This is a genomic window from Acinetobacter sp. CAU_H_56 (assembly GCF_058599425.1).
The window spans coordinates 665,106-690,859 of sequence record NZ_CM178654.1 but is presented as its reverse complement, the minus strand read 5'-3'; the positions used below and the strand labels follow the sequence as shown (position 1 = coordinate 690,859).

Sequence of the window (25,754 nt, the reverse complement as noted above, 5' to 3'; positions counted from 1 at the left end):
TTTATTTCCCCACTACCTGAATCACGAGCAAGATCATCAGTAGGACAACGACACCAAGCCCCATACTAGATGCATATTCACGCAGTGAACCTGTTTGACGCGAACTAGTAAAGCTATGACCACCTTTAACCAGTGCAGGCAGCACCAGCCAAAAGCCATCAATCGGATCACGACCGAACAGTTTCGCGAAGAACAAATAAGGCTTCACAAAAACGATGTCATACAGCTTGTCGAAACCAAGTGCATTACGGCAGATGTTGGCAAGACCCGCACCCAGAGAAGTTTTAGCAAAAGATTTCACAGCGTTGTAAGCAAAAGCAAACAGCACCACACCAATTGCAAGACCTACCAGTGCAATACCTACTGCTGTGTATTCTGCAGTATGCATGCCATGTTCAAGTGCTTCCGGAATTTCAAATGCAGGAAGTTTAGCCGCATTTAAAATGCTTTCTACAGGCGCTTTCAATGCCGCACCCACGAAAGTCGAAAGTACTGCAAGAATTGCCAATGGTCCCCAGTAAGTTACACCCTTGATTGCGTGGTAAGGTGTGTTTTCTTTACCGAAGAATACAACCCAGATCAGACGGAATGTATAGATCGAAGTCAGGAACGCACCGATTACACCCACCCAGTAAAGTGTGCTGTAAACTGCGATTGATTGGCCTTGTACCCATACCGCACCCAGGATTGCATCTTTTGAGAAGAAGCCCACAGTGATGAATGGAATTGCAGCCAATGCACCGCCACCAATGGCGAAACATGCAAACAGGAATTTGTTCTTGTAGAACAGACCGCCCATCTTGAAGATGTTTTGTTCGTGGTGGTAAGCCAGAATCACTGCACCAGAAGACAAGAATAATAATGCCTTGAAGAATGCGTGAGTCAGCATGTGGAACAGACCCGCCTGGTATGCTTCAGCACCTACAGCCATAAACATGTAGCCCAACTGACTCATAGTTGAGTAAGCCAGAATACGTTTGATGTCTGTTTGTACCAATGCAGCAAAACCAGCTACCAGTAATGTCACTGCACCAGTAATCGAGATGAACATCATTACTTCAGGCGCAAGTTCAAATACTGTGAACAGACGGCAGCACAGGTAAACACCCGCTGTTACCATTGTTGCAGCGTGGATCAATGCAGAAACTGGTGTAGGACCAGCCATCGCATCTGCCAACCAGGTTTGCAGTGGAATCTGTGCAGATTTACCAGCAGCACCTAGGAACAACATTAGTGCAGTCCAGATGGTTAATGATGAACTTTGAGTCATCACAGTCGCAGCATTTTCAACGATGTACTGAGTATTCAGCGTACCGAATTGCTGGAACAGCAAGAACATGGCAATCAGCAGGAATACGTCACCAATACGGGTAACGGTAAATGCCTTGATCGCTGCCACACCGTTTGCAGGATTTTGGTAGTAATACCCAATCAGCAGGTAAGAACACAGACCTACACCTTCCCAACCCAGGAATAACAACGCCAGGTTGTCACCCAGTACCAGCAATAACATGCTTGCAACGAACAGGTTGAAGTAAGAGAAGAAACGTGCGAAGTCTTGTTCACCGCGCATGTACCATGATGCAAAGATGTGGATCAGGAAACCAACGCCTGTCACCATGCCCAGCATCAACAGAGACAAACCGTCCAGGTGCAGGCTGATGCCCGGTGCAAAACCACCGACATTGAACCAGGTCCAAAGAGGTTGTACTACTGCGGTAGAACCATTGTTGACAAAGTCCATACCCGCAATGAGTGCAAACAATGCCGATAACCCCACAGCCCCTACACCAATAATGGCTGCAACTGTTTCAGGAAGCTTATGACGCCCTGCCGCTAAAAGGACGAAGCCAATGAGCGGGAATAAAATTGTTAGATATAAATAACTCATCCGCGCATCTCACTAGCAGCATCCACATCCAGATGATGGAAGCGATGATAGAACTGAAGGACGATCGCAAGACCGATACATGCCTCTGCCGCAGCAAGGGTCAGAATCAGGATAAACATGATTTGACCATCAGGCTGTGCCCATGCACTGCCCGCCAGGACGAATGCCAAAGCAGCAGCATTCATCATGATTTCAAGGCTCATTAAAATGAATAGCAGGTTGCGTCGCACCATTACACCGTAAAAACCCAGTGCAAAAAGAATGGATGCAACGATCAAACCATGCTCTAAAGGGATGTTGCCCATTATTGTTGTTCCTCTTCTGCACCTGGTTCACGTTTACCCAAATGGAATGCTGCAACAAGTGATGCAAGCAATAACATCGCGGCAACTTCTACCAACAATAAGTATTGCGTAAAGAGTGATTGACCTACCGCTTTAGGACCGACCATTTCTGTGCCCATCACCATTGAAGGCTGCACGTAGTCTGATTTAAGTACCCAAACCAGGATCAGACCAATCAGGAAGCTCATCAATGCCGGATAAGCCCAAGCCGATGAAGTCAACCATTTGCGTTCCTGAGCAACAGTCTGTTCGCCCAGGTTCAGCATCATTACCACGAACACGAATAACACCATGATCGCGCCAGCATAAACGATGACTTCAAGTGCACCCGCAAATGGTGCACCCACGATCAGGAACAGCCCTGCTACAGCAAGGAGTGAAACGATCAGGCTTAATAAAGCATGTACCGGATTCGTGTTAGTCACCACACGAACCGTAGAGACGATGGCCACAAGGGCCATTAAATAAAATGGCCACATCATGGTAATAGACTCCGTACATCAACAGGTGCACTTTCACGCTGTGCCTGACCTTTGTCCTTACCAGCAACTGCCATACCGGTTACACGGTAGAAGTTATAGTCAGGATATTTACCAGGACCAGAAATCAGCAAGTGTTCTTTTTCGTAGACTAAGTCTTGACGAACATATTCGCCCAATTCGAAATCTGGTGTCATCTGAATCGCAGTCGTAGGACATGCTTCTTCACACATACCGCAGAAAATACAGCGAGAGAAGTTGATACGGAAAAATTCCGGATACCAACGACCATCTTCACGTTCTGCTTTTTGTAATGAAATACAGCCTACCGGACATGCAACCGCACACAGGTTACATGCCACACAACGCTCTTCGCCATCTGGGTCACGCGTTAATACGATACGACCACGGAAACGTGGTGGCACGATTTCTTCGGCTGGCACTTCCGGATATAAAATGGTGTCACGTTTGCGCGTTGCATGGGTAAATACCATGAACAACGTACGAACGATTGACCCGAATCCAGCTAGAAATTTAAACATTTTGTTCTCCCTGCTGTCTTAGGCCTGATTCAACAGAATCACAGCACCAGTCACCAAAAGGTTAACCAACGCCAATGGCAAGCAAATTTTCCAACCAAAGTTCATCACCTGGTCATAACGTGGACGCATTAAAGAACCACGCGCCAATACAAACATCATTACGAAGAATGCTGTTTTAATAATGAACCAGAATGCTGGTGGAAGGAAATCAAGACCAAATGGTGCTAACCAGCCACCGAAGAACAGGGTTACGATCAATGCAGAGATCAGTACTACGTTTACGTATTCCGCAACGAAGAACATACCCCATTTCATACCGCCATATTCTACGTGGTAACCTTCCGCCAGTTCCTGTTCCGCTTCTGGTTGGTCAAATGGGTGACGGTGAGTTACCGCAACACCTGCAACCACGAAGATCAGGAAGCCTAAGAACTGAGGAATGATAAACCATACATCTTTCTGTGCTTCTACGATTTCACGCATGTTGAATGAACCGGCAATTGCCACTACACCCATCAGTGAAATACCCAGGAACACTTCATAAGAAATGGTTTGCGCTGCTGAACGTAGACCACCAAGCAATGCGTATTTGTTGTTAGAAGACCAACCACCAAACAATACTGCATATACCGCAATACCTGCCATTGCCATGAAGAACAACAGACCGATACTCATGTCTGCAACACCTAAGTAAGGTGATACAGGAATAACCATGAACGACAGCACCGCAGTTGCCATCGCAACTGCTGGAGCCATACGGAAAGTCAATTTATCAGCAAATTTTGGTGTCCAGTCCTCCTTGAACATGATTTTCAGCATGTCGGCAACAATCTGGAACATACCGCCCGGACCTACACGGTTCGGACCGTAACGGTCTTGCCACAAGCCAAGTAAACGACGTTCAATAAAAGACATCAACGCAGCGATCAGTACTACAACCAGTAAGATCACGATCGCTTGAAGTACTGAATAGGCGATTGGCCAGTTTTCAGCCCACAGCGGCGTTTGACGGATTAATTCTTGTTCCATGAATTACGCTCCTACCGCGACTGAAACAGGCTCTGCAAGAGATACCGTTGGTGCAAGACCAATTGGGTAGCCAATATAACCTGTTGGTAAGTATTCAATCACTTGTACAGGAAGAACGATTGAAGTCTCGCCTGCTTTCACAGTGATCTTCTGACCGTCTTGCAGGTTCAAGCGTGTAGCATCCTGTTCGCCCACTGCAAATACTGCGTCAGGAATACGTGATTCCATTGCCGGAGTTTTAATGGTGAACTCGCCAGATGCAAAGATGTGATGCATTGGTACCAGACGGAAGCTTTCAGCATTTACAAGCACAGGTGCTGGTGCAACGAAGCTACGCGCTGGACGTTTTGGTAAACGGTCGAATAAACGAACGCCTGAATCACCGCCTTTTAAGTGACCGCCCACTTCATCCTGGTATTTGTTCCAGGCTTGTGGTGAGTTCCAGCCTGCAGACCAAGCAAATGGTACCAGTGAAGATGGAGTCTCATCACCGACATAACCTTCCATAGAGAATGTTAATGCAGAATCTTTATCAGTCGGCTGTTTCGGCTCATGTACAGATAATGGCGCACGCATCGAAGTACGACCTGAATAACGACGTGGTTCACGTGCCACTTTCAGACCATGGACACGGAAGCCTGCATCTGGTGCTACATCCAGAATACCTTCAAGTGCAGGAACGTTGCTTGCTACTGACTCGATGACATCATCCAGTATAGTCCAAGAAATCGCTTTGCCTTGTACGCCTGTTTCCAGTGCGTGTAACCAGCGCCAAGATTCTTTGATTGCCAGTTCTGGGTTGTAGTAGTTAGGGTCATACACTTGGTAGAAACGTTGTGCACGGCCTTCTTGAGAAACGACAGTACCATCACCTTCAGCAAATGAAGCAGCAGACAATACGATGTTGGCTTTCTTCACAGTCGCAGTTTCAGAGTGATCCAATACGATCACCTGTTTGCCTGTAAGCGCAGCATCAACCTGAGCTGCTGGTAAACGACGGTAAAGATCGTTTTCTACAATTACAACGGTGTCATAGTCTTGTGCAAATGCTTGCTCAAGGCTTTGACCACCGAAGATTGCCAGCCCCATTGAGTTCACTTCAGGAACAGTCAAGGTCAAGCCCGCATTACCCAGGTTTTGTGCCACTTGTGCAGCAGCTTCCATGATGGTTGCGTCTTGTAGACTTGTACCAGAGATGATCAGTGGTTTCTTGGCAGCTTTCAACGTATCTGCAATGGTTTGTGCAAATGCTTTGGCATCGTCATCAATACCAGTGATGACTTCACCTTTCACGCCCGCAGCAATCGCGAAGCCTAAACGTGCGATGTCATTTGGAGAAGCAACCACTTCACCTTCCGCAACGTCAGACAAACGTGTTTGTGTTGCAGCCAGAATGTAAATCGGAGATTTCGCATCTTGGGCAATACGTTGTACAGGTTCAGCCAGCCATTCTTGCGTACGGCGCTCTGCAGCCATTTCCTTGCCTTTATTTTTCGCAGCTTGGCGAACAGATAAAGCCATACGTGGCGCAGTTTGAGTCAGGTCTTCACCCAGAATCAGTACCGCATCATAGCTTTCGATCTCACGCATGTTCGGGTTATAAACACCCTCGGTTTGCATAATCGATGCAGCCAGTTCAACCAGATTTTGCTCTTTTTGAGCCATACCGGTTGAGTAGTTATCTTGACCCACCAACTCACGAAGCGCGAAGTTTGATTCAAGTGATGCACGCGGCGAACCGATCCCCAGTACTTTTTTGCCTTGGATTTTTGCAATCACGGTATCAAGTGCAGTATCTACAGACACTGTTTCTACATTTGCACCTGTACGGAATTGTGGTTGACGTGGACGATCTGCACGGTTCACATAACCGGTACCGAAACGACCTTTATCACATAGGAAGTATTGGTTCACTTCACCGTTGAAACGGTTTTCGACACGACGAAGTTCGCCATAACGTTCACCCGGAGAAATGTTACAACCTGAAGAACAGCCTTGGCATACGCTTGGCGCATACTGCATGTCCCATTTACGGTTATAACGTTCTGAGTGAGTTTTGTCAGTGAATACACCTGTTGGACATACTTCAGTCAAGTTACCTGAGAATTCAGACTCTAATGTGCCTGATTCTGGACGACCGAAATAAACGCGAGAAGCGTTGGCATATACGCCGAAATCCGTACCGCCCGCATAGTCTTTGTAATAACGAACACAACGGTAACATGCGATACAACGGTTCATCTCGTGCGCAATAAACGAACCAAGTTCTTGGTTGTAATGCGTACGTTTGGTGAAACGGTAACGACGACGGTCGTGTTGAGTCATTACTGTCATATCTTGCAGGTGACAGTGGCCACCCTCTTCACAGACTGGACAGTCGTGCGGGTGATTGGTCATCAAGAATTCAACAACAGAAGCACGGAAATCTTTCGCTTCTTTGTCTTCAATCGAGATGTAGGTATTGTCAGCAGCCGGTGTCATACATGACATGACCAAACGACCACGCGTATCTTCTGGATTCGCGTATTGAGTCACAGCACATTGACGGCAAGAACCGACAGAACCTAAGGATGGATGCCAACAAAAGTATGGGATGTCGATGCCAAGACTCAAACATGCTTGCAGCAAGTTTTCCGAGCCGTTGACTTCATACGATTTTCCATCGACATGAATTGTAGCCATAGTCGAATTCCTTAAGCTTGTTCTACGTTGCGGGTTTGAGCGGCAGCATTCACGACTTTCGCTTCAAATTCGCCACGGAAATGTTTGAGTGCGCCCATTAACGGTTCCATAGCACCTGGTGCGTGAGCACAGAAAGTTTTACCAATCCAAAGCTTACGAGTCAGTTCTTGTAAGTGATCGATATCTTCTTTCTTGCCAGTACCATCTTCAAGTGCTTTAAGCGCTTTCACCGCCCAAGGTAAGCCATCACGGCAAGGTGTACACCAGCCACATGATTCACGCGCAAAGAATTCTTCGAGGTTACGAGTCGCTGAAACCATACATTGAGTTTCATCAACTACCATCAATAGACAGGTACCTAAACGTGAACCTGCTTTCATGATGCTTTCCGCATCCATCGGAAGATCGATATGCTCGGCAGCCAGGAAGTCAGTTGATGCACCACCGGGTAACCATGCTTTCAGCTTCAAGCCGTCACGCATACCACCGGCATGTTCTTCAATCACTTCACGTGCAGTGGTACCGAATGGCAGTTCCCATAGACCCGGGAATTTCACCTTACCTGAAGCACCATAAATTTTTGTGCCAGGATCTTTCGATTTGCCTGCAGACAGACCGATATACCATTCTGGACCACGCAACATAATGGCTGGCAAGTTGTTGTAAGTCTCTACGTTATTCACGATCGTAGGACGACCCCAAGCACCTGCAACCTGCGGGAATGGCGGTTTGGTACGCGGGTTTGCACGGCGACCTTCAAGCGAGTTAATCAATGCAGTTTCTTCACCACAGATATAACGACCCGCACCGGTATGTACGTGTAACTCGAAGCTCCAGCCAGAATCCAGGATATTGTCACCTAGATAACCTTTAGCACGAACCTGTTCAAGTGCTTCGTTCAGGTACTTCGCTGCTTCGATGTATTCACCACGGATGAAGATATAACCTTGAGTTGCTTCAAGGGTATAAGCTGCAATCAGCATACCTTCGATCAACTGGTGAGGAAGATCTTCCATCAACAGGCGGTCTTTGAAGGTACCTGGTTCCATTTCGTCGGCATTACAAATCAGGTAACGTGGACCTGAATTGTCATTTGGCGCCATCAGCGACCATTTGATCCCTGCCGGGAAGCCTGCACCACCACGACCTTTTACGGTTGCAGCTTTTACAACTTCCAGCACTTCTTTCGGTGTCATAGACAGGGCTTTTTTAAAGCCTGCATAGCCTTCAAGCGCTTCGTAGTCATCAACGTGACGGACATTCGCCTGTTTGCTTAGACGCCAAGTCAGTGGATGCGTTTCCGGGTTACCGTCGCCATAAATTGGTTTTGGTTCGGTATTCATACATACTTCTCCAATAACTGTTTAATTGATGTCACTTCCACGAGACCGTGAGTGTCTTCATCAATCATGAGGGTTGGACCTTTGTCACAGTTACCTAGGCAGCAAATTGGAAGCAAGGTAAAACGGCCATCCGCTGTGGTTTGGCCGAACTGGATACCCAATTCACGCTGGAATGCTTCTGCTAAAGTCTCCGCACCCATCAAGAAACATGCAATAGAGTCACACAGTAAAATTACGTGACGACCCACTGGCTGACGGTAAATACGGTTATAGAACGTTGCAACCCCTTCCAAATCGGCAAGGCTCATGCTGAGCATTTGCGCGATGGCATTCATTTGAGCATCGTCTACCCAGCCATTACGGCGTTGTACACACTTCAGCGCATCAAGACACGCTGCACGTGGGTACGGGTAATGCCCAATGTGATGTTCAATTTCATGGATTTCTTCCGAAGTCAAAATCCCTTCAACATTCACACGTGGCTTTTTATCAGTCAAAATCATCATAATGCGTTTACCCCTTAGCGATCCACGTCAGCCATTACGACGTCGATTGTCGCTAAATAAATGATTAAGTCAGATACAAGACTGCCGTTAATCACAGAAGGCATTTGCTGTAAATGCGTGAAAGTTGGTGTACGAATACGGGTACGGTAACTCATGGTTGACTTGTCTGAAGTCAGATAATAAGTCGACGCACCTTTCACCACTTCTGCCATCACAGATGATTCACCTGCAGGCATTACAGGACCCCAAGAAACGCTCAAGAAGTGCGTAATCAAGGTTTCAATATCTTGTAATGTTTTGTCTTTTGGTGGTGGAACAGCCAGTGGATGGTCTGCTTTGTACGCACCAGATGGCATATTCTCTAGACACTGCTTAATGATTTTCAGTGACTGTTCGATTTCACGGAAGTGAACAATCACACGAGCATATGCATCGCCTTCGTACTCAACTGGCACTTCGAAGTCATAGTTTTCATAACCACTGTATGGACGGTATTTACGAACATCAAAGTCGATACCTGTCGCACGCAGACCAGTACCTGTTACACCCCATGCCAATGCAGATTTCGCATCGTATTGAGCCACATTACGGGTACGACCCACAAATACAGAGTTTTTCAGTGCTGCAGTATAGTATTCGTTCAAACGCTTAGGCATCCAGTCGAGCAAGTCTCGAACCAGTTTTTCCCAACCGTTTGGCAAGTCATGTGCAGTACCACCGATACGGAACCATGCTGGATGCATACGGTAACCGGTGATCGCTTCCACAATGTCATACACTTTCTGACGGTCAGCGAACATATAGAATACTGGAGTCATACCGCCGGCATCCTGAATCGCAGTACCGATGTACAGCAAGTGGTTATTGATACGGAACAGTTCCGACATCATGACACGGATACACTGGGCACGGTCAGGTACAGTAATACCCGCCATTTGTTCCACGCCCATCACATAAGGCATGTTCTGTGCACAGCCACCGAGGTAGTCGACACGGTCTGTATATGGAATGAATGAATGCCAGGTTTGACGTTCAGCCATCTTTTCCACACCACGGTGGTGATAACCGATGTCAGGCACACAGTCTTTAACTTCTTCACCGTCCAGCTGCAAGATCACACGGAAAGCACCATGCGCAGATGGATGGTTCGGACCCAGGTTCAGGAACATGAAATCTTCATCTGCATTACCGCGCTTCAGACCCCAGTCTTCTGGCACGAAACGTAGATGTTCCTGTTCAAAGTCCTGCTTGGCTTTGTCTTGGATATACGGGGTATATTCAGTCGCACGTGCAGAATATTCTTTACGTAGCGGGTGACCTTCCCAGTAGGTTGGCAACAAGATACGACGGAGCATTGGATGCCCTTCGAAATTGATGCCGAACATGTCATAAGCTTCACGCTCATACCAGTTCGCATTTGGCCAGATATTCGTTGCGGTCGGAATATTCAGATCGCTGTCACTTAATGCAACTTTAATACGAATGTCACAGTTACGCTCTAAAGATAATAAATGATAGAACACTGTGAATTCTGACGCAGGCAAACCGTCACGGTGCGTACGTAAACGCTCATCTACTGCAGACAAGTCGAATAGCATCACGTATGGACGTGGCACGGTACGCAAGAACATCAATACTTCTTGTACACGTGCGCGCTCAACCCAAACTGTCGGGAAATCCTCGAAAGTCGTTTGCACAAAGAAGTTCTCACCAAACTTGGTTTTGAGCTCTTCAATGATGGCAAATGCTGGGCGTGAATCAACTGCTGTTGATTCTGGCATAGCAATGTCAGTTTCAGCCATTGGCTTGGCTTCCTATTTAATACAAATTCAGTCAACCTAAACGACAACTACACCCATAGCGGGTGCACAACAAAAAACCGGTCGTTTAAATTATTTAATTTCATCCATAGAGCGTAAGTTCTTCACAGCCACACGCTGGTCTTTCTTACGGTCACGTTCCGGCATCATCTTTGGCTTATACACTGGCTTAAGATCATCACCGATTACCGCAGACAGCGGACGACGCTCTAATTGAATTTGGTCTTGTAACAGCATTAATGCCTGGATCAATGCTTCAGGACGTGGTGGGCAGCCCGGAACGTATACATCTACCGGAATAATCTTGTCCACACCTTGTACGACTGAATAAATATCGTACATACCACCTGAGTTTGCACACGCACCCATTGAAATAACCCATTTCGGTTCAAGCATCTGTTCATACAGACGTTGAATTACCGGAGCCATTTTCACGAAGCATGTACCTGCTACGATCATCAAGTCTGCCTGACGCGGTGAAGCACGGATAACTTCGGCACCGAAACGTGACAAGTCATGTACACCGGTCAAAGTCGTTGCATATTCAACGTAGCAGCAAGATGTACCAAAGTTAAATGGCCAAACTGAGTTCTTACGACCCCAGTTCACTGCTGTGTGCATTACATCCTCTAGGCGAGTCATGAACACATTTTTATTCACTTCTTCTTCTAGAAGCGGATCTTCTACAACGATACGCTCTTGAAGTGGATATTCATCAGCATTCGGATTCGCACGGGTTAATGTATATTTCATCCCGAGTTACTCCTTATCAGAGGGTTGAACTTGTGATTTTTTCACAAGACCAGATGATTGAGCTGGGATTTGACCAGTTGGATCCATAACCAATTCTTCAACAGAGTTGAAGCGCGTAATTTCTGCAAGATCCATATTTGGCGAACCAATTTTAGCTTTGTATCCTGCTGCTTTACGTCTGTCTGAAGGTGCCCAGTTCAGTGCGCCTGTCGATAATTCGTAAACCAAACCAACAAGTAAAACCAAAATAAAGATAGCTGCAGTTGCAAAACCAATCCAACCTACTTCACGAACAGAAGATGCCCATGCATACAGGTAAAGTGCTTCGAGGTCGAAGACTACAAAGAAAATTGCAACTAAATAGAATTTCGCAGACAAGCGGATACGAGCTCCACCTGCGCTGACTACGCCTGACTCAAACTGCTCCTGCTTGGCACGGCCCCATGATTTACCCCCGAGGAGTAATGGGACAGTGAGCATAAAGACGCATAAAAATGTAACGCCGATCACGAAGGCAATAATTGCCCATTCGTATGGAGTAATGGCACTCATGCGGGGATAACTCCTGGCAGGCCGATTTATTAACAAAGAATGTATGTATTGGCCTTCAAATACACCAAACACAAAATTAATCCCGCCAATTGTACCTGATTTTGGATTTCACTTGCTAGTTTATAAGCCTTAGTCTTTTGGATGATTTTTTAGACATTCCTAATTTTATTCTGGCTTTAAGCTCAAAGAATCTCAACCGATCGTTTTTTTAAATTAAAGTTTAAATTTCCATTATTTTTTTCTAAACCCGGATAGACTTTTAAAGCTTTGCTTAATTAGGCCTCACTCCTTTTACAGTGTCTGGTTACCCACCCCATGAAAAGAAACTTATAAAGAATCAATCAAAAATATTTCACCTTTGCTTAATGCTCCGAAAAAATCAGTGTGTTTTTAAAAGATGTTTAACATGAATGTTGTCATTCAATTAGAAGCCGACCTTTTCTACCCGCTCTCGGTAAGCCTTAAAAGAGCAATTGTGTATTTTTGCAACACGTCCAACAGTTTGATTCAGATTATGATATTTCTATTTTTAAACACACTATGACATTTATAAAGTAACAATAAGGAGTCCATGCATGTCTCTACGATTTACCCATAAACCTGATTATTTTTTCTTTGCTCAATTATTGATGCGACATGTAGAAAGCTATATCCAAAAACATCAGGATGCCAGCAATGCAATTTTTGACTTAGGGGATATTCATAAACTTTTCCAGACAGACTATGCCTCTTCCAGCATTAACCTGGACGGTATTATGAATATTGCCGATGAGTACAAGCTTGAAACCTTGTCTGGTGACCAGAAACTAATCCAAAGCTATCAGGTAGATGTTAAAAACAACAAGCTGCTGATCAACTTCAATTCTGATGCCTTAAACAGTCTGAAAGAAGGCAAACCACTGATTGAACCGGATGCTACCATCCATGAATAATCCCCTTTAAATAGCCATAAAAAAAACGATACCTATGTATCGTTTTTTCTCACCTAAACTCTTATTCTGACTGATCTGACACTTCAGCTTTTTCCAGTTTTTCGATCGGTTTTTGCTTGATTTTTTTACCGTAACGGCTAGCTGGCCAAATCATGATAAAGCGTGCACCACCCAGTGTCGGACTTTGATCGACCTGAATCTCTCCACCAAACCAGTAAGCAATCCGGCTAACAATAGACAGGCCCAAACCATATCCCCCTGAAGCACGGGTACGACTATCATCCAGTCGGGCAAAAGCTTCAAAGATACGGGCACGGTCAGCTTCCGGAATCCCCGGACCATCATCTTCTACACAGATATACGCCATACCCTTAGCATCTAGTCCGCCGCTGATCAGGATTTTCTGCTCACAGTAGCGTACTGCATTACCCACCAGATTTTGTACCACACGATGCAGGTAACGTCGTTCAGCTTCTACGGTTACAGGTACTGGCATAGGCAGCACTTCGACTTCTTTGCCTGTTTTTAAAGCATCGGTTTCGACTGCCACCTGATCCAGCACTTCAAACAGATCAATATCTTCAAATTCAATTGAAGGCATGCCTTGTTCCAGTTTGGCATAAGTCATGATTTCATCAATCAAAGTATTTAAGGCTTCAATATCCTTGTCAATCTGCTCAACCTGCTGCAAGCGGTAATCATAGTCGTCTTCATCTGCCATCATTTCCACTGCAAAACGGATACGGGCAACAGGTGTACGCAGCTCATGCGATACCGCACGCATCAATTCACGCTGCGCTTCAATCAGACGCTGAATATGATCCGACATATTGTTATAGCTGGAAGCCAGCGTCGCCATCTCATCACTACCTTCTACCGGAAGACGCAATGACATGTTCCCGGTTTTCATCTTGTTCAGGGCATAGCTCACTTCACGCAGTTTACGCTGCATTGGCACCAGCAGACCATAAATCCCCAGACTTAAGACAAACAGGCTGAGCAAGGTAATCCCGGCAGCTAACTGGAATGGCATCCAGTTAAATAACGGCACTGGCCCCATGACCAGCACTTCAGACGTCGAGCTAGGAATAGGAGAAATGATCGAAATTGTAGTACCGCGAATTGAGGCACTATCACGATATAGAATAATGCTGTGATCTAGACGCAAACGTCCGATCTGCTCGGAATCTAGTGGCAGGCTCTGGACATTTTCAATCGAGATTGGATAAGAGAAATAATCCTGAATTCGCTTCAGGTATTCTTTTTCCTGACCTGGGTAGTACACCAGATAGTCCAGAATAAAGACCGGTAAAGCCTTCATCTGGCGTTCAGTAATATTATCCGCCTTAATATAAAGATAATGACTTGGATCATCGCGTAGCCCAATGACAATATAAGCTACCCCGGTTTTGGCATCCCAACGCACGACTGCCTTACGGTCAGCCAGACGTCGACCTTCCGCTCGGGTAATATCCATTTTACTGGCTTCGACATAGTAGATTGGCAATTCCAACAGATCAGACGCATCTGAAACCCAATCCATCTTTTGCTGCAGATTAGGCTGTCTCGCAACCCCCTCACTGATGATATATGCCATACCATCAGTCAGGGATTCACGATATTCCTGCGCACGCTGGTAGTTGATGATCTGTACCAGCAGATAGCTGAATACTGCCACCAGGACCACAAGCATGACCAGGCCTGCGTATATCCGCAAAAATATACTGTGTTTAAACACCTATTAATTATCCTGTTTATTCAGGCGGCTAAAGGCACCGATTAGATACCGTTAGTTTCTTTGACGAATAGATAACCTTTACTACGTACTGTTTTAATACGTTTTGGATTTTCAGGATCGTCACCAATTTTTGGACGAATGCGCGAAATACGCACATCAATTGAACGGTCTTGGCCGTCATATTCGATGCCGCGTAGACGTTCAAAGATATCTTCACGTGACAGGATGCGGCCCGCATTTGAAGCCAGCAGCCACAACAGGTCATATTCTGCACTGGTAAAGTCAACCAGCTCACCATTTAAGGTCACTGAACGACCACCATTGTCGATCACCAGGTCATCAAACTCGATGCGCTGAGCCACTTCATCCTCAGGCACTTTGTCAGTACGGCGTAATAAAGCACGGATACGAGCCAGCAGGACACGCGGCTGAACCGGTTTAGCGACATAGTCATCTGCACCCATTTCCAGACCTAAGACCTGATCCATATCTTCAGTACGTGCAGTCAGCATTAAAATCGGTTGATGATAATGTGGACGAACTTCACGGCAGATGGTCAAACCATCAGCACCTGGCAACATAACATCTAGAACCACCATGTCTGGTTGCTCAGCAATAATACGACGAATAGCACGGTTGCCATCCGGCTCTACCCCAACCTCAAGACCATTACGGATGAGGTATTCTTGTGTTAAACGAGCAAGACGCTCATCATCTTCAACAATTAGAATTTTAGGTAACTTTTCTTCTTGGCTCATGTGTTGCCCCTTTATTTGATGGACGTATGCTACGGACGTATCCTTTTGAAATCCAATAGATACGTTTTTAATATGCTTGCAATATACACACGTTTACATTGTAAACAAGATAGCGTTCACCAAACCAATACACCAAAGTAGCATTTTGTAATATTTTATCGTGCACATTTCACTCGAATGTGCATTTAACTACCGTTTGTCGGCTTATTTGCATCGATCACAGCTTAATCTGAACAAAATGTGACTAGTTGATTCAGGCCTTTTTAGTTATCCACAATGTTATCTATAAGCACTTTTTGCCAGCTTTGCTATGCTATGCCTTGCCGGATAAGGCTTATGCAAGAATCAATAAAAATTGGGATCTTTTTGCAAAAGATTAAGATAAAACTTCAGAAAAATATTTAGCAAAATGTCAATATTGATCTACCCTAAATTTTCCCGTATCTTGTGTTCAATTAATTTTATAACCACTAGGTCTTGTGTTTATTCCTCGAACACTGTGGCACGATTTTTGCCCAGTTCAAACGGTCCATAAACATAAAAATAGATGACAATGGAGCTATGCTAACATGAGCGTAATCACGTCCACTCCGGGTCAACTTCAGGTGATTAAACGCACCGGTGATGTTGCCGCTTTTGATGCAGAAAAAATTTCTGTTGCAATTGGAAAAGCATTTTTGGCAGTAGAAGGCCAGCAAAGTGCAGATTCGAGCCGTATACACGACCGTATCGAACAATTAACGGAAATGGTTCTGAATACATTCAAACGCCGTTTACCATCGGGTGGCACGATCCATATCGAAGAAATTCAGGATCAGGTTGAACTTGCGCTGATGCGTACTGGCGAACAGAAAGTTGCACGTGCCTATGTCATCTACCGTGAACAACGTTCTGAAGCGCGCAAACAGTTAGGTGCCAACCATCACCCTACACTGCAAGTCACTGATGCAGAAGGCAAGTTAAAGCCGCTTGACCTAAGCGAATTGACTGCGACTGTGACTCGCGCTGCTGAAGGCCTTGAAGGAATCGACGTACAGGCGATTGTCGATGAGACCGTAAAAAACCTTTATAACGGCGTAAAAGAGTCTGACATCTCTACAACAATGATGATGGCAACTCGTACCCGTATTGAGCAAGAACCTAACTATACTTATGTGACTGCACGTCTGTTGCGTGATGACCTGGTGGCTACCGGTTTAGAGTTCTTGGGTTTATCAGCTGATACTAATGAAGGTGATGCGCTTGAAACTTTCCTGAAAAAAGGGATTGAGTTAGAGCTTCTTTCACCTGAATTGTTAAACTTTGACCTGGCTAAGCTGGCTGCAGCGATTCAACCAGAACGTTCAAACCAGTTCACCTACCTAGGTCTGCAAACCCTATTTGACCGTTACTTCATCCACTCAGATGGCGTGCGTTTCGAATTGCCACAATTGTTCTTCATGCGTGTGTCTATGGGTCTCGCCCTGAACGAAGACAATCGCGAAGACCGCGCAATCGAGTTCTATAACTTATTGTCTAGCTTCGACTACATGGCGTCTACACCTACCCTATTCAACTCAGGTACGTTACGTCCACAGTTGTCTAGCTGCTACTTGACTACGATTGATGATGACTTGTATGACATCTATGGTGCGATGCGTGATAACGCAATGCTGTCTAAGTGGGCAGGCGGTTTAGGTAATGACTGGACTCCAGTTCGTGCCCTGAACTCTTACATTAAAGGTACAAACGGTAAGTCTCAAGGTGTGGTGCCATTCCTTAAAGTTGCCAACGATACTGCTGTTGCCGTAAACCAGGGCGGTAAACGTAAAGGTGCGGTATGTGCATACCTGGAAACCTGGCATCTGGACATCGAAGAATTCCTTGAGCTTCGTAAGAACACGGGTGATGACCGTCGTCGTACTCACGACATGAACACTGCGAACTGGGTTCCTGACCTGTTCATGCAACGTGTATTCGAAGATGCTGAATGGACACTGTTCACTCCTTCTGAAACACCTGATCTTCATGATCTGACTGGTGCAGAATTCGCTGAGCGTTATGCTTACTACGAAAGCATTGCCAAAGAAACAAACATGTTGCACAAGAAAATCCGTGCAAAAGATTTGTGGCGCAAAATGCTGTCTATGCTGTTCGAAACAGGTCACCCATGGATCACGTTCAAAGACGTATGCAACCTGCGTTCACCACAACAACACGTGGGTGTAGTTCACTCTTCTAACTTGTGTACAGAAATTACCCTGAACACCAGCAAAGAAGAAATCGCAGTATGTAACTTAGGTTCGATCAACCTGGTACAACACGTTCAAGGCGGCAAGCTGGATCGTGAAAAACTGGCTCGTACAGTGAAAACTGCGGTTCGTATGCTCGATAACGTGATCGACATCAACTACTACGCGGTTCCACAAGCACGTAACTCGAACTTGAAACACCGTCCAGTCGGTATGGGTATCATGGGCTTCCAGGATGCGCTTTACGAAATGGGTATGGCTTACGGTTCTGACGCTGCGGTTGAGTTTGCTGATGAATCAATGGAAGTGATTTCTTACTACGCAATTTCAACTTCAAGTGACCTTGCTGTTGAACGCGGTACGTATGAAACATTCAAAGGTTCATTGTGGGATCAAGGCATTCTGCCAATCGACTCACTTGACTTGGTTGCGAAAACTCGTCCAGAACGTATGTTTGAAGTGGATCGCACTCAACGTCTGGATTGGGACACTTTACGTGCCAAAGTTCAAAAAGACGGTATGCGTAACTCAAACGTGATGGCGATTGCTCCGACTGCAACCATTTCAAACATTTGCGGTGTATCTCAGTCAATCGAACCTACATTCCAGAACCTGTATGTGAAATCTAACCTGTCTGGTGAATTCACAGTGATCAACCCGTACCTGGTACGTGCGTTGAAAGAACGTGGTCTTTGGGATGCAGTGATGGTCAATGACCTGAAACATTTCGAAGGTTCAGTACAAAAGATTTCTCGTATTCCTGAAGAATTAAAAGCGATCTTTGCGACTGCGTTTGAAGTTGAGCCACGCTGGATTGTTGATGCTGCTTCTCGTCGTCAAAAATGGATCGACCAGGCGCAATCTCTGAACCTGTACATCGCGGGTGCAAACGGTAAAAAACTGGACATCACTTACAAGATGGCTTGGTTACGTGGTCTGAAAACCACTTATTACCTACGTGCCTTAGGTGCAACTTCTGCCGAGAAATCAACCATTAATACTGGTGCATTGAATGCAGTTAAGCCTGCAACTGTTGCGGCTCCTGTAGTTGCAGCGCCAGTGGTTGAAGAGAAAAAACCTGAAGCGCCTGTAGAGGAAGAAGGTTTCACTCAGGCAGCACCAGTGCCACAAGCATGTTCAATTGACAATCCTGATTGTGAGGCTTGTCAGTAATCTGACGGGTTCCTAATCCACCCCGACCCTCCTTTTTCAAAGGAGGGAGATTCCTCGAAGCAAATGGCGGGATGCAAGTCCCCCTTTGCAAAAGGTGAGCAGCACTGCTGCGCAAGAGGGGGATTCAAAAGAAATAAAAAAACAAAGGAAAACCTCATGCCCCATATGACTCACAATTACATGTTAGGACTTGTGGCATTGATCCTTTCCTTTGCCGTTACCTTTTACGCACCGATTGCTTATTTCTGGTTTAAAGTTCGCCAGCAACAGCGTAAACAAAATAAGTAGTGGGGATTTATCTCTGAACAAATTCAGAGCATTCATCGACAAAACTTAATTTTGTTTACACAAATTGAGCGTATAGTAAGACATCTCAGCACTGCTGGATGTCTAATAAAAGATATAAAGCAACTAGAGAGAATTGATATGTCTATCCTAAGTTGGGACGATTTCGAAGATGATTCGCAAAAACCGGCTGCACCTGAACAGCAGCCTACGCCCGTCGAGCCGAAAAAAACGGCTAATCCGCAGATGGTATCTGATGCAAGCAACACATCGTCGAATGTGGCAGCTGCACAACCCGCTGCAGCCCCTCGAAGCGCAGGATCAAATTCAACCGATTCACTGGCAAGAGCATCTGCTTCCCTAGACCAGCTGGACGTTGCGCCAGGTCTTGAGGAACTTGAGATGGGTGCACAGCGTGTACAAGTTGATGATAAACGTATGATCAACTGCCGTGCTGACTTGAATCAGTTAGTGCCATTCAAATACGAATGGGCTTGGCAGAAATATCTGGATGGTTGTGCCAACCACTGGATGCCTCAAGAAATCAACATGAACCACGACATCGCGTTGTGGAAGTCTGAAAATGGCTTGACTGAAGATGAACGTACCATCGTGATGCGTTCACTTGGTTTCTTCTCTACTGCGGATTCACTGGTTGCAAACAACCTGGTATTGGCGATCTACCGTCACATCACCAACCCTGAATGCCGTCAGTACATCCTGCGTCAGTCATTTGAAGAAGCGATTCATACGCATGCTTACCAGTACTGTATCGAGTCTTTAGGTATGGACGAAGGCGAAGTCTTCAACATGTATCGTGAAGTTCCATCAGTAGCACGTAAAGCAGCTTGGGGCTTGAAATATACGCAATCTCTAAGTGATCCTACTTTCAAAACCGGTACACCAGAAAACGACCAGATCCTGCTTCGCAACCTGATCGCATTCTACTGTGTCCTTGAAGGTATCTTCTTCTACTGCGGTTTCACCCAAATTCTGTCTATGGGTCGTCGTAACAAGATGAATGGTGTTGCTGAGCAATTCCAGTACATCCTGCGTGACGAATCTATGCACCTGAACTTCGGTATCGACATGATCAATCAGATCAAGATCGAGAATCCGCATCTGTGGACTGCTGAATTCCAGCAAGAAGTGATTCAGATGATTCTTGAAGGAACCATGCTTGAAATCGAATATGCTCGTGACACGATGCCACGCGGTGTATTGGGCATGAATGCTGGCATGATGGAAGAATACCTGAAATTCATCTGTAACCGTCGCTTGAGCCAGTTAGGCTTGCCTGAACAGTTTACTGGTGTGAACAATCCATTCCAGTGGATGTCAGAAATGATGGATCTACGTAAAGAGAAGAACTTCTTCGAAACTCGCGTAACAGACTACCAAACTGGTGGTGCGTTAAGCTGGTAAGAAATATCACACGTCACGCGACACATAAGTTGTCATTTGCGACGCATAAAATGTCATTGAACGACACATAAGTTGTCATTCAAAAAAACCGCCATTCTTGGCGGTTTTTTTACATCGTATGAACAAAATATTCTCAGTGTATAAGCAAAAGTCTAAACAATTATCAGTAAACAACTATCTTCTAAATAGTTCTCTAAAAATCTTTTTAATATTGTAGACTTATAAAACATCAAATAAGTAATTTCAGCGTTTTACTACGCTAAACCTTTATTAATAAAATAGAGCCTAATAGCTCTATTTTTATCTTTTACTGGCTTTGTTGCACAAAGATTTGAAATGCAAAGCGCCCCTAATTGAGCCAAATTTAAGGCGTAATTGGGGTAAGTGGTCGACCTAATTCCGTAAATCGGTTGAGGACTGCTACACGTGCATGAATTTCACTCACCTGACTAGGAAAGCTTCTTGCCATTAATTTATCGCCTAATAATTTGATGCAATGCATCTTGGTTTCCACCAAACTGCGGCGATGATAGCCTGACCATTTTTTCCATAATGTCCTGCCTAAACGTTTAACTGTTCGAAGTAATTCATTTCGCTCTAGCGAGCTACTCTTTCTATCTTTCCATGGTTTCGCATTTTTTCTAGGTGGAATCACCGCATGTGCTTGCCGATCTGCAATGACCTGACGGCATTGCTTGGTGTCATAAGCTCCATCGGTATAAACAGAGTCAATCTGCTCATCTTGTGGAATCTGATTAAGTAAATCACCAAGCACCTGTGAATCACTGACATTATTGGTTGTGAGCTGAATAGCGCGTATTTGTAGGGTTTTGGCATCTATACCAATATGTAGTTTACGCCATTGGCGACGATATTCAGCTCCATGTTTCTTGCGTTTCCATTCGCCCTCACCTAGAAACTTCATGCCTGTAGAGTCTACAAGTAGATGCAGCCCCTCGCTACTTTTTTGGTAGCTGATTGCAATATCAATATGCTTTTGTCTTCTACAAAGCGTACTGTAATCTGGTGCGGTCCAATTTAATCCGCAAAGTTCAATCAGACTTTGCACAAAGCCAGTGACCAGACGTAAAGATAGACGGAATAAGGATTTAATCATTAAGCAGCATTGGATAGCTGCGTCGGAGTAGGTTTGATTCGCCCTTGTTTGCCTTTTGATGGAGCATACCATTGCGTAGCAGGATCAAACCAAATGGCAATATTTCCGCGACTCATGAGTACTCGGTTATATGCGGGCCAATTGGTTGTGCGGTAGATTTTATGTGTAGGCTTCTTCATTTGAAAATTATATCGCTGAAAAAGCCTTTACAGATAGGTTTGTGCAACAAAGCCGCTTCTATTTCATCAGGACTCGCACTCCCAATATTATCTCGATATTCCTTTAAAAACTTATCTATAGAGAACTTAACAATTAAACTCAATAGAATCATTATTAATAAATTTAGAATCTGATTCTTATAGAATGCTATAAGAAATAAAACACCAATTACTGAAAGAAGAATTTCAAAAAAGAATCTACCTGATTTATTTAAAAAATCCTTTAACTCAATTTTTTTAAAAAATAAATCAATTATTTTTTGTGAAAAATTTTTTCTTAACAATAAAATAAATCTAAATATTTTTTTAAAAAATCGAAAAACTCTTAACAGAAGACTGCCTAGAGCATAGTGTGAGCTTATGAAAACAAAATAAACAAATAGGAATTTTATAGTTATTAAAAAGAATAAAAGCCCATCGCCTAAAGATAAGTCTGTAGGAAAATACCCTATGTACATAAAATACATGAGTATTAAAAAAACACCAAAACCTATAATAAATTTGGTTAATAGGCCACTAAACCCCATTAGCCACTCTAATTTCAAGAATAAAAACTTAATGAATTCTGACATTATTTATATTATCTGGACTTAAATTCAGACCCTTAATTTAAATCTTCAACAAAATTAATCGCAGGTATTCCTAGACTATTTAATAATTCTGTAGTCATTCGACCATTAACTGTCAATGTCTTATCAACTTGATAATTTGCAATAGCTTTTCTTGTGTTTTTACCTAAATCACCATCAATTTTTCCAGAATAATAACCGAGTCGAAGTAGAGACATTTGTACACGTTTCACCTGTAGCACACGAGCCAATACTGGATCTTCAATTGCTCCAGTATTAACTGAAGCAGAGTTACCATAAAAAGGGTTAGGTGTGGTATCTGTTCGCGTAGGAACATTGCTATACGTTTTTACCGTTATATCTGAGCTTTTTTTCGCTGTTGAAGTAGTCCCAGCATATGAACTACTTGTACTTGGTGCCTTATAAGTCGGTACCGAATAGGTGGGGAGTTTTGAGCTTGAATAACCCGAATAACCTGAACCAGAATAATGACTCGAATGACTTGAATGGCTACGATGACTGGAATGACTTCGATGGGCAGCAAACAGATTTTCGTACTCATAGTTGAGAGGACGAATTGATACTGGCTCTAAGTTATCATAAGAATCAACAGTCACATTCGCCATTGCTTCTGTTTTGTTATGAATGATAGGAGCTGATACAGCAAAAAGAGCCAGAGACTTTATGAATTTACTCAAGTTATTATCGCCCCAAAAACAATAAATTATTTATTAATAAATATATTATGCATTTTTAGTGTTCATAATTTCAACAAGTTTTATTGGAGATAATGTAGATGGCATCCATCCAGATTTATACCAGTTAAATAGCCCACAACAATCAGTTTTAATTTCACAACTATTACATACATCATCATATGTATTTTTCCAATCAGAGATACTTTTTGCTGCATATGGCCATAAGCTTTGAGGCAAACAACATAGTGGAATATTCATCAAAACCAATCGAGTTTTAGTGCTTAACAACAAATCTACCGCCGCATTTAGTTGATCCCACCAATCTTTAATATCAACTTGACTAAGTTCCTTATTAGCAAGTGCAAAACCGATAGGTTCACACCCAATCAGAGCAACCTCATTTACAAACGGGAGATTAGTACGTATGTAGGTGCATAGATCAATTAAATTTTCTAATACAGGCTTAACCAAAACAATCCTTAACTGTATAGGTTGTTCATAATATTGAAGAACATAGAGACCTTCTAATGTTTCTTCAAAAGCTGAATGCTGCTGCACCACAAAATCATGTAAAAGATCTGCATGACCATATAGTGGGACAAGCCAATTCACTTTGGTTTCAAGATTAGATAACACTGATTCCGCTATCTGCGGGGTACTAAACAAACGACCATTCGTTAATACATCAATCTTGGTTGAAGGAAATTTATTATGAATGGTATCGATGATTAGTCTTAACTGTTCATCTAGTAGTAATGGCTCGCCACCCGTTAAACCAATATTCATCGGTTCATAGCTGATATGATCAATAATTTCTAATGCTTGTTGTACTAACCATGAATCATCATGCTTGGTTGGTGGTTGAGAGCACATGATGCAGTAGTTATTGCATCTGTTGGTTAAGAATAAAGTATGGTGCGTATCACTTGCTCTCAAAAGTACACTTAAATTCTTTTTAAATGGGTCAATAGTAACTACATCATTTGATTTTAGTGCTTGTTGTTCTGGAATAAAAAGATTGTTTACACTAACCCTGTCGAGTAAGTCTGAGCTATAAATTGGGTAAAGATTATCTAGCCCGGCCTGAATATATCGATCAAAGATTTCAACTTCCTGGACATTAGTAACTGGCACTAGAATAGATTGATTAGGTAACCACTCTACATCCAAGTTATCAAGATTAAGTACCCTAAAGATTTTGGGGGTATGTTTTGTGACTGAGTCTAACTTTATTTTTCTCATCTTATCTACTTACTAAAGGCCCACTGGTTTGCTAACTTTCTAAACTTGTCAGAATTTTGGTATTTGTTAAATATCCAATCGAACAAACCCATATAACGCTTACAATGACTGGTTAAATGTGTTGGTGGAGTCATCGTTTTAAATTCGTTATAGGCACTGATAGGATCCGGCCCACAATACGGTAGATAAGCACATTGACTACAACTCGGATCAGCAAAATTTAAACTCGAAGTAATGATATTTCTTTGTAGATCAGAGTTTAACAATTGAGATAAAGGTTCACCAATTTTACCTAAGCGTAAAGAAGTATCCCCTGTTTCTTTTAGCATACGAGATTCATCACTAGGGTATACGTATCCATCATAGTTATAGACAATACACCCTAGTCCAGCACCGGATGGACTTTGGAGATCAATATAACCTTGATCAAATGGAGAAAGGATTTTGTTTAATAAAATTGCTGAATGAACTTCTATTAGTTCATATCCTCTATCATTCCAATGAATGACACGTTCCAATGCTTTCTCATAAAAATCTAAGAACTCAGCGTGAGTTGGGGCAAGTCGCTTTGAGTTCTTCTTAGCAAATCCATAATCACTCAAACCACGAATAAAAATATCCTTAAATCCTAATTGAACATATGCATCTACAATCTCACTAGGATAATTCAAGCTTTTACGTGTAGTCGTCATTAATGCAGAAACTGAGTCTTGGCCTAATTCTTGACGTGCTAGCTCTAAGCCTTCAATAGTTCTTTCATAAGCATCTCGATTAGCAATCGGTCTATTCTTATTATGTAAGTCTTCAAGACCATCAATACTTGTAGACAATACCACTTGATGTTCTTTGAAAAATAAACACATTTCAGAAGTTAACTGGTGCAATGTTGTAGTTACCACAAAACGAATAGATCTATTGTGCTCTTTGTTTTTTTCAGTAATGTATTCAATAGCAAATTTTACTAAATCATATTTGATTAGAGGATCCCCCCCTTGGAACTCAACTGTTAAAGTATCTGATGTACTTTCAAAGATAGTATCGCAGGCCAAGAGTAAATCTTTTCTGGAAATAGTGAACTCATCTCCTGCTTGTTGGCGACTGACTTGGCAGTAAGAACATGAGTGCATACATTGAATCGTCACAACAATAATATGGAGCGAAGTTCCTTCTAAAATTGTTGATTTTTTTGCATGTAACCTTGAAGTTAAAGCTCGCTTTGAACCAATAGCATTTTGACTCATCAGAAAAAATTTGGATTTCAATTTGAGATAGATATCCATATCTAATGATTCATCTTTAGCAATAATTTTTTTTAAATTATCCTGAGAAATAAACTCAAAATCGCCCGTAACACTTGTTATGAGATAATTCTCATCTGCCATTCGTTTAAAGTTAAATGGCATTAATTCCACATTTTTAAAAATCAT

Annotated in this window: 21 protein-coding genes and 1 pseudogene; 4 read left to right on the top strand and 18 right to left on the bottom strand. The window is 43.5% G+C overall.

The features are described 5' to 3' along the window. Position 1 precedes the first annotated feature (1 nt). The 11 genes from nuoL to ndhC all read right to left on the bottom strand — a co-directional run bounded on the left by nuoL (position 2) and on the right by ndhC (position 11,941). Positions 2-1,891, bottom strand: coding sequence for an NADH-quinone oxidoreductase subunit L (nuoL, locus tag AC4MCC_RS03405; RefSeq protein ID WP_180105232.1), 1,890 nt, complete (start codon positions 1,889-1,891; stop codon positions 2-4). Continuing rightward, positions 1,888-2,196: an NADH-quinone oxidoreductase subunit NuoK gene (gene nuoK / locus AC4MCC_RS03400; RefSeq protein ID WP_004280769.1), complete on the bottom strand. Its 309-nt coding sequence runs from the start codon at positions 2,194-2,196 to the stop codon at positions 1,888-1,890. Before nuoK ends, nuoL begins: the two co-directional genes overlap by 4 nt. Then, positions 2,196-2,714 (bottom strand): NADH-quinone oxidoreductase subunit J, encoded by a 519-nt coding sequence (gene nuoJ, locus AC4MCC_RS03395; protein WP_171056685.1) that lies wholly within the window; start codon positions 2,712-2,714, stop codon positions 2,196-2,198. The genes nuoK and nuoJ overlap by 1 nt, the downstream gene beginning before the upstream one ends. Next, entirely contained in the window at positions 2,714-3,256 is a 543-nt protein-coding gene (gene nuoI, locus AC4MCC_RS03390) for an NADH-quinone oxidoreductase subunit NuoI (RefSeq protein WP_004785079.1), read from the bottom strand. The genes nuoJ and nuoI overlap by 1 nt, the downstream gene beginning before the upstream one ends. An 18-nt stretch (positions 3,257-3,274) precedes the next feature. Then, complete coding sequence (gene nuoH, locus AC4MCC_RS03385; RefSeq protein ID WP_004785081.1) at positions 3,275-4,285, bottom strand: NADH-quinone oxidoreductase subunit NuoH; 1,011 nt, start codon at positions 4,283-4,285, stop codon at positions 3,275-3,277. 3 nt (positions 4,286-4,288) lie between these two features. Beyond that, on the bottom strand, positions 4,289-6,967 hold the full coding sequence (gene nuoG / locus AC4MCC_RS03380; RefSeq protein WP_491885683.1) for an NADH-quinone oxidoreductase subunit NuoG: 2,679 nt from the start codon (positions 6,965-6,967) through the stop codon (positions 4,289-4,291). 11 nt (positions 6,968-6,978) lie between these two features. Continuing rightward, the gene (nuoF, locus tag AC4MCC_RS03375) at positions 6,979-8,310 is read right to left on the bottom strand and encodes an NADH-quinone oxidoreductase subunit NuoF (RefSeq protein WP_004785084.1); all 1,332 of its coding nucleotides are present in this window, start codon (positions 8,308-8,310) and stop codon (positions 6,979-6,981) included. After that, positions 8,307-8,816: an NADH-quinone oxidoreductase subunit NuoE gene (nuoE, locus tag AC4MCC_RS03370; protein ID WP_004785086.1), complete on the bottom strand. Its 510-nt coding sequence runs from the start codon at positions 8,814-8,816 to the stop codon at positions 8,307-8,309. The genes nuoF and nuoE overlap by 4 nt, the downstream gene beginning before the upstream one ends. A gap of 14 nt (positions 8,817-8,830) precedes the next feature. Then, positions 8,831-10,618, bottom strand: a complete 1,788-nt coding sequence (gene nuoC / locus AC4MCC_RS03365) for an NADH-quinone oxidoreductase subunit C/D (protein ID WP_419364630.1) — start codon at positions 10,616-10,618, stop codon at positions 8,831-8,833. Between the two features lie 90 nt (positions 10,619-10,708). Beyond that, positions 10,709-11,389, bottom strand: a complete 681-nt coding sequence (locus tag AC4MCC_RS03360) for a NuoB/complex I 20 kDa subunit family protein (RefSeq protein WP_004785090.1) — start codon at positions 11,387-11,389, stop codon at positions 10,709-10,711. A gap of 6 nt (positions 11,390-11,395) precedes the next feature. Continuing rightward, on the bottom strand, positions 11,396-11,941 hold the full coding sequence (ndhC, locus tag AC4MCC_RS03355; protein ID WP_004785092.1) for an NADH-quinone oxidoreductase subunit A: 546 nt from the start codon (positions 11,939-11,941) through the stop codon (positions 11,396-11,398). A gap of 575 nt (positions 11,942-12,516) precedes the next feature. Here ndhC and AC4MCC_RS03350 point away from each other — a divergent pair. Then, positions 12,517-12,873, top strand: coding sequence for a hypothetical protein (locus AC4MCC_RS03350; RefSeq protein ID WP_004785094.1), 357 nt, complete (start codon positions 12,517-12,519; stop codon positions 12,871-12,873). Between the two features lie 61 nt (positions 12,874-12,934). Here the strand turns inward: AC4MCC_RS03350 and bfmS are convergent, their stop codons facing one another. After that, entirely contained in the window at positions 12,935-14,611 is a 1,677-nt protein-coding gene (gene bfmS / locus AC4MCC_RS03345) for a sensor histidine kinase BfmS (protein WP_491885682.1), read from the bottom strand. Positions 14,612-14,652: 41 nt separating this feature from the next. Next, positions 14,653-15,369: a response regulator transcription factor BfmR gene (gene bfmR / locus AC4MCC_RS03340; RefSeq protein WP_004785097.1), complete on the bottom strand. Its 717-nt coding sequence runs from the start codon at positions 15,367-15,369 to the stop codon at positions 14,653-14,655. Positions 15,370-15,938: 569 nt separating this feature from the next. On the opposite strand from bfmR, the gene AC4MCC_RS03335 reads away from it, so the two are divergent. The 3 genes from AC4MCC_RS03335 (at position 15,939) to AC4MCC_RS03325 (ending at position 20,483) form a co-directional block, all read left to right on the top strand. Continuing rightward, complete coding sequence (locus AC4MCC_RS03335) at positions 15,939-18,773, top strand: ribonucleoside-diphosphate reductase subunit alpha (protein WP_491885681.1); 2,835 nt, start codon at positions 15,939-15,941, stop codon at positions 18,771-18,773. Between the two features lie 156 nt (positions 18,774-18,929). After that, positions 18,930-19,061, top strand: coding sequence for a hypothetical protein (locus AC4MCC_RS03330; protein ID WP_005237071.1), 132 nt, complete (start codon positions 18,930-18,932; stop codon positions 19,059-19,061). 138 nt (positions 19,062-19,199) lie between these two features. Beyond that, complete coding sequence (locus AC4MCC_RS03325) at positions 19,200-20,483, top strand: ribonucleotide-diphosphate reductase subunit beta (protein ID WP_004785102.1); 1,284 nt, start codon at positions 19,200-19,202, stop codon at positions 20,481-20,483. 364 nt (positions 20,484-20,847) lie between these two features. Here AC4MCC_RS03325 and AC4MCC_RS03320 read toward each other — a convergent pair. The 5 genes and pseudogenes from AC4MCC_RS03320 to hxsB all read right to left on the bottom strand — a co-directional run bounded on the left by AC4MCC_RS03320 (position 20,848) and on the right by hxsB (position 25,754). Then, positions 20,848-21,779 (bottom strand): annotated as a pseudogene (locus AC4MCC_RS03320) (IS5 family transposase). Next, positions 21,776-22,390, bottom strand: coding sequence for a hypothetical protein (locus AC4MCC_RS03315; protein ID WP_491885680.1), 615 nt, complete (start codon positions 22,388-22,390; stop codon positions 21,776-21,778). Before AC4MCC_RS03315 ends, AC4MCC_RS03320 begins: the two are co-directional and overlap by 4 nt. 32 nt (positions 22,391-22,422) lie before the next feature. Continuing rightward, on the bottom strand, positions 22,423-23,085 hold the full coding sequence (gene hxsA / locus AC4MCC_RS03310; RefSeq protein WP_104489963.1) for a His-Xaa-Ser repeat protein HxsA: 663 nt from the start codon (positions 23,083-23,085) through the stop codon (positions 22,423-22,425). A gap of 45 nt (positions 23,086-23,130) precedes the next feature. Then, positions 23,131-24,327, bottom strand: coding sequence for a His-Xaa-Ser system radical SAM maturase HxsC (hxsC, locus tag AC4MCC_RS03305; RefSeq protein WP_491885679.1), 1,197 nt, complete (start codon positions 24,325-24,327; stop codon positions 23,131-23,133). Positions 24,328-24,332: 5 nt separating this feature from the next. After that, a complete protein-coding gene (gene hxsB, locus AC4MCC_RS03300) occupies positions 24,333-25,754 on the bottom strand; it encodes a His-Xaa-Ser system radical SAM maturase HxsB (protein WP_104489961.1) in 1,422 nt (473 codons plus the stop codon).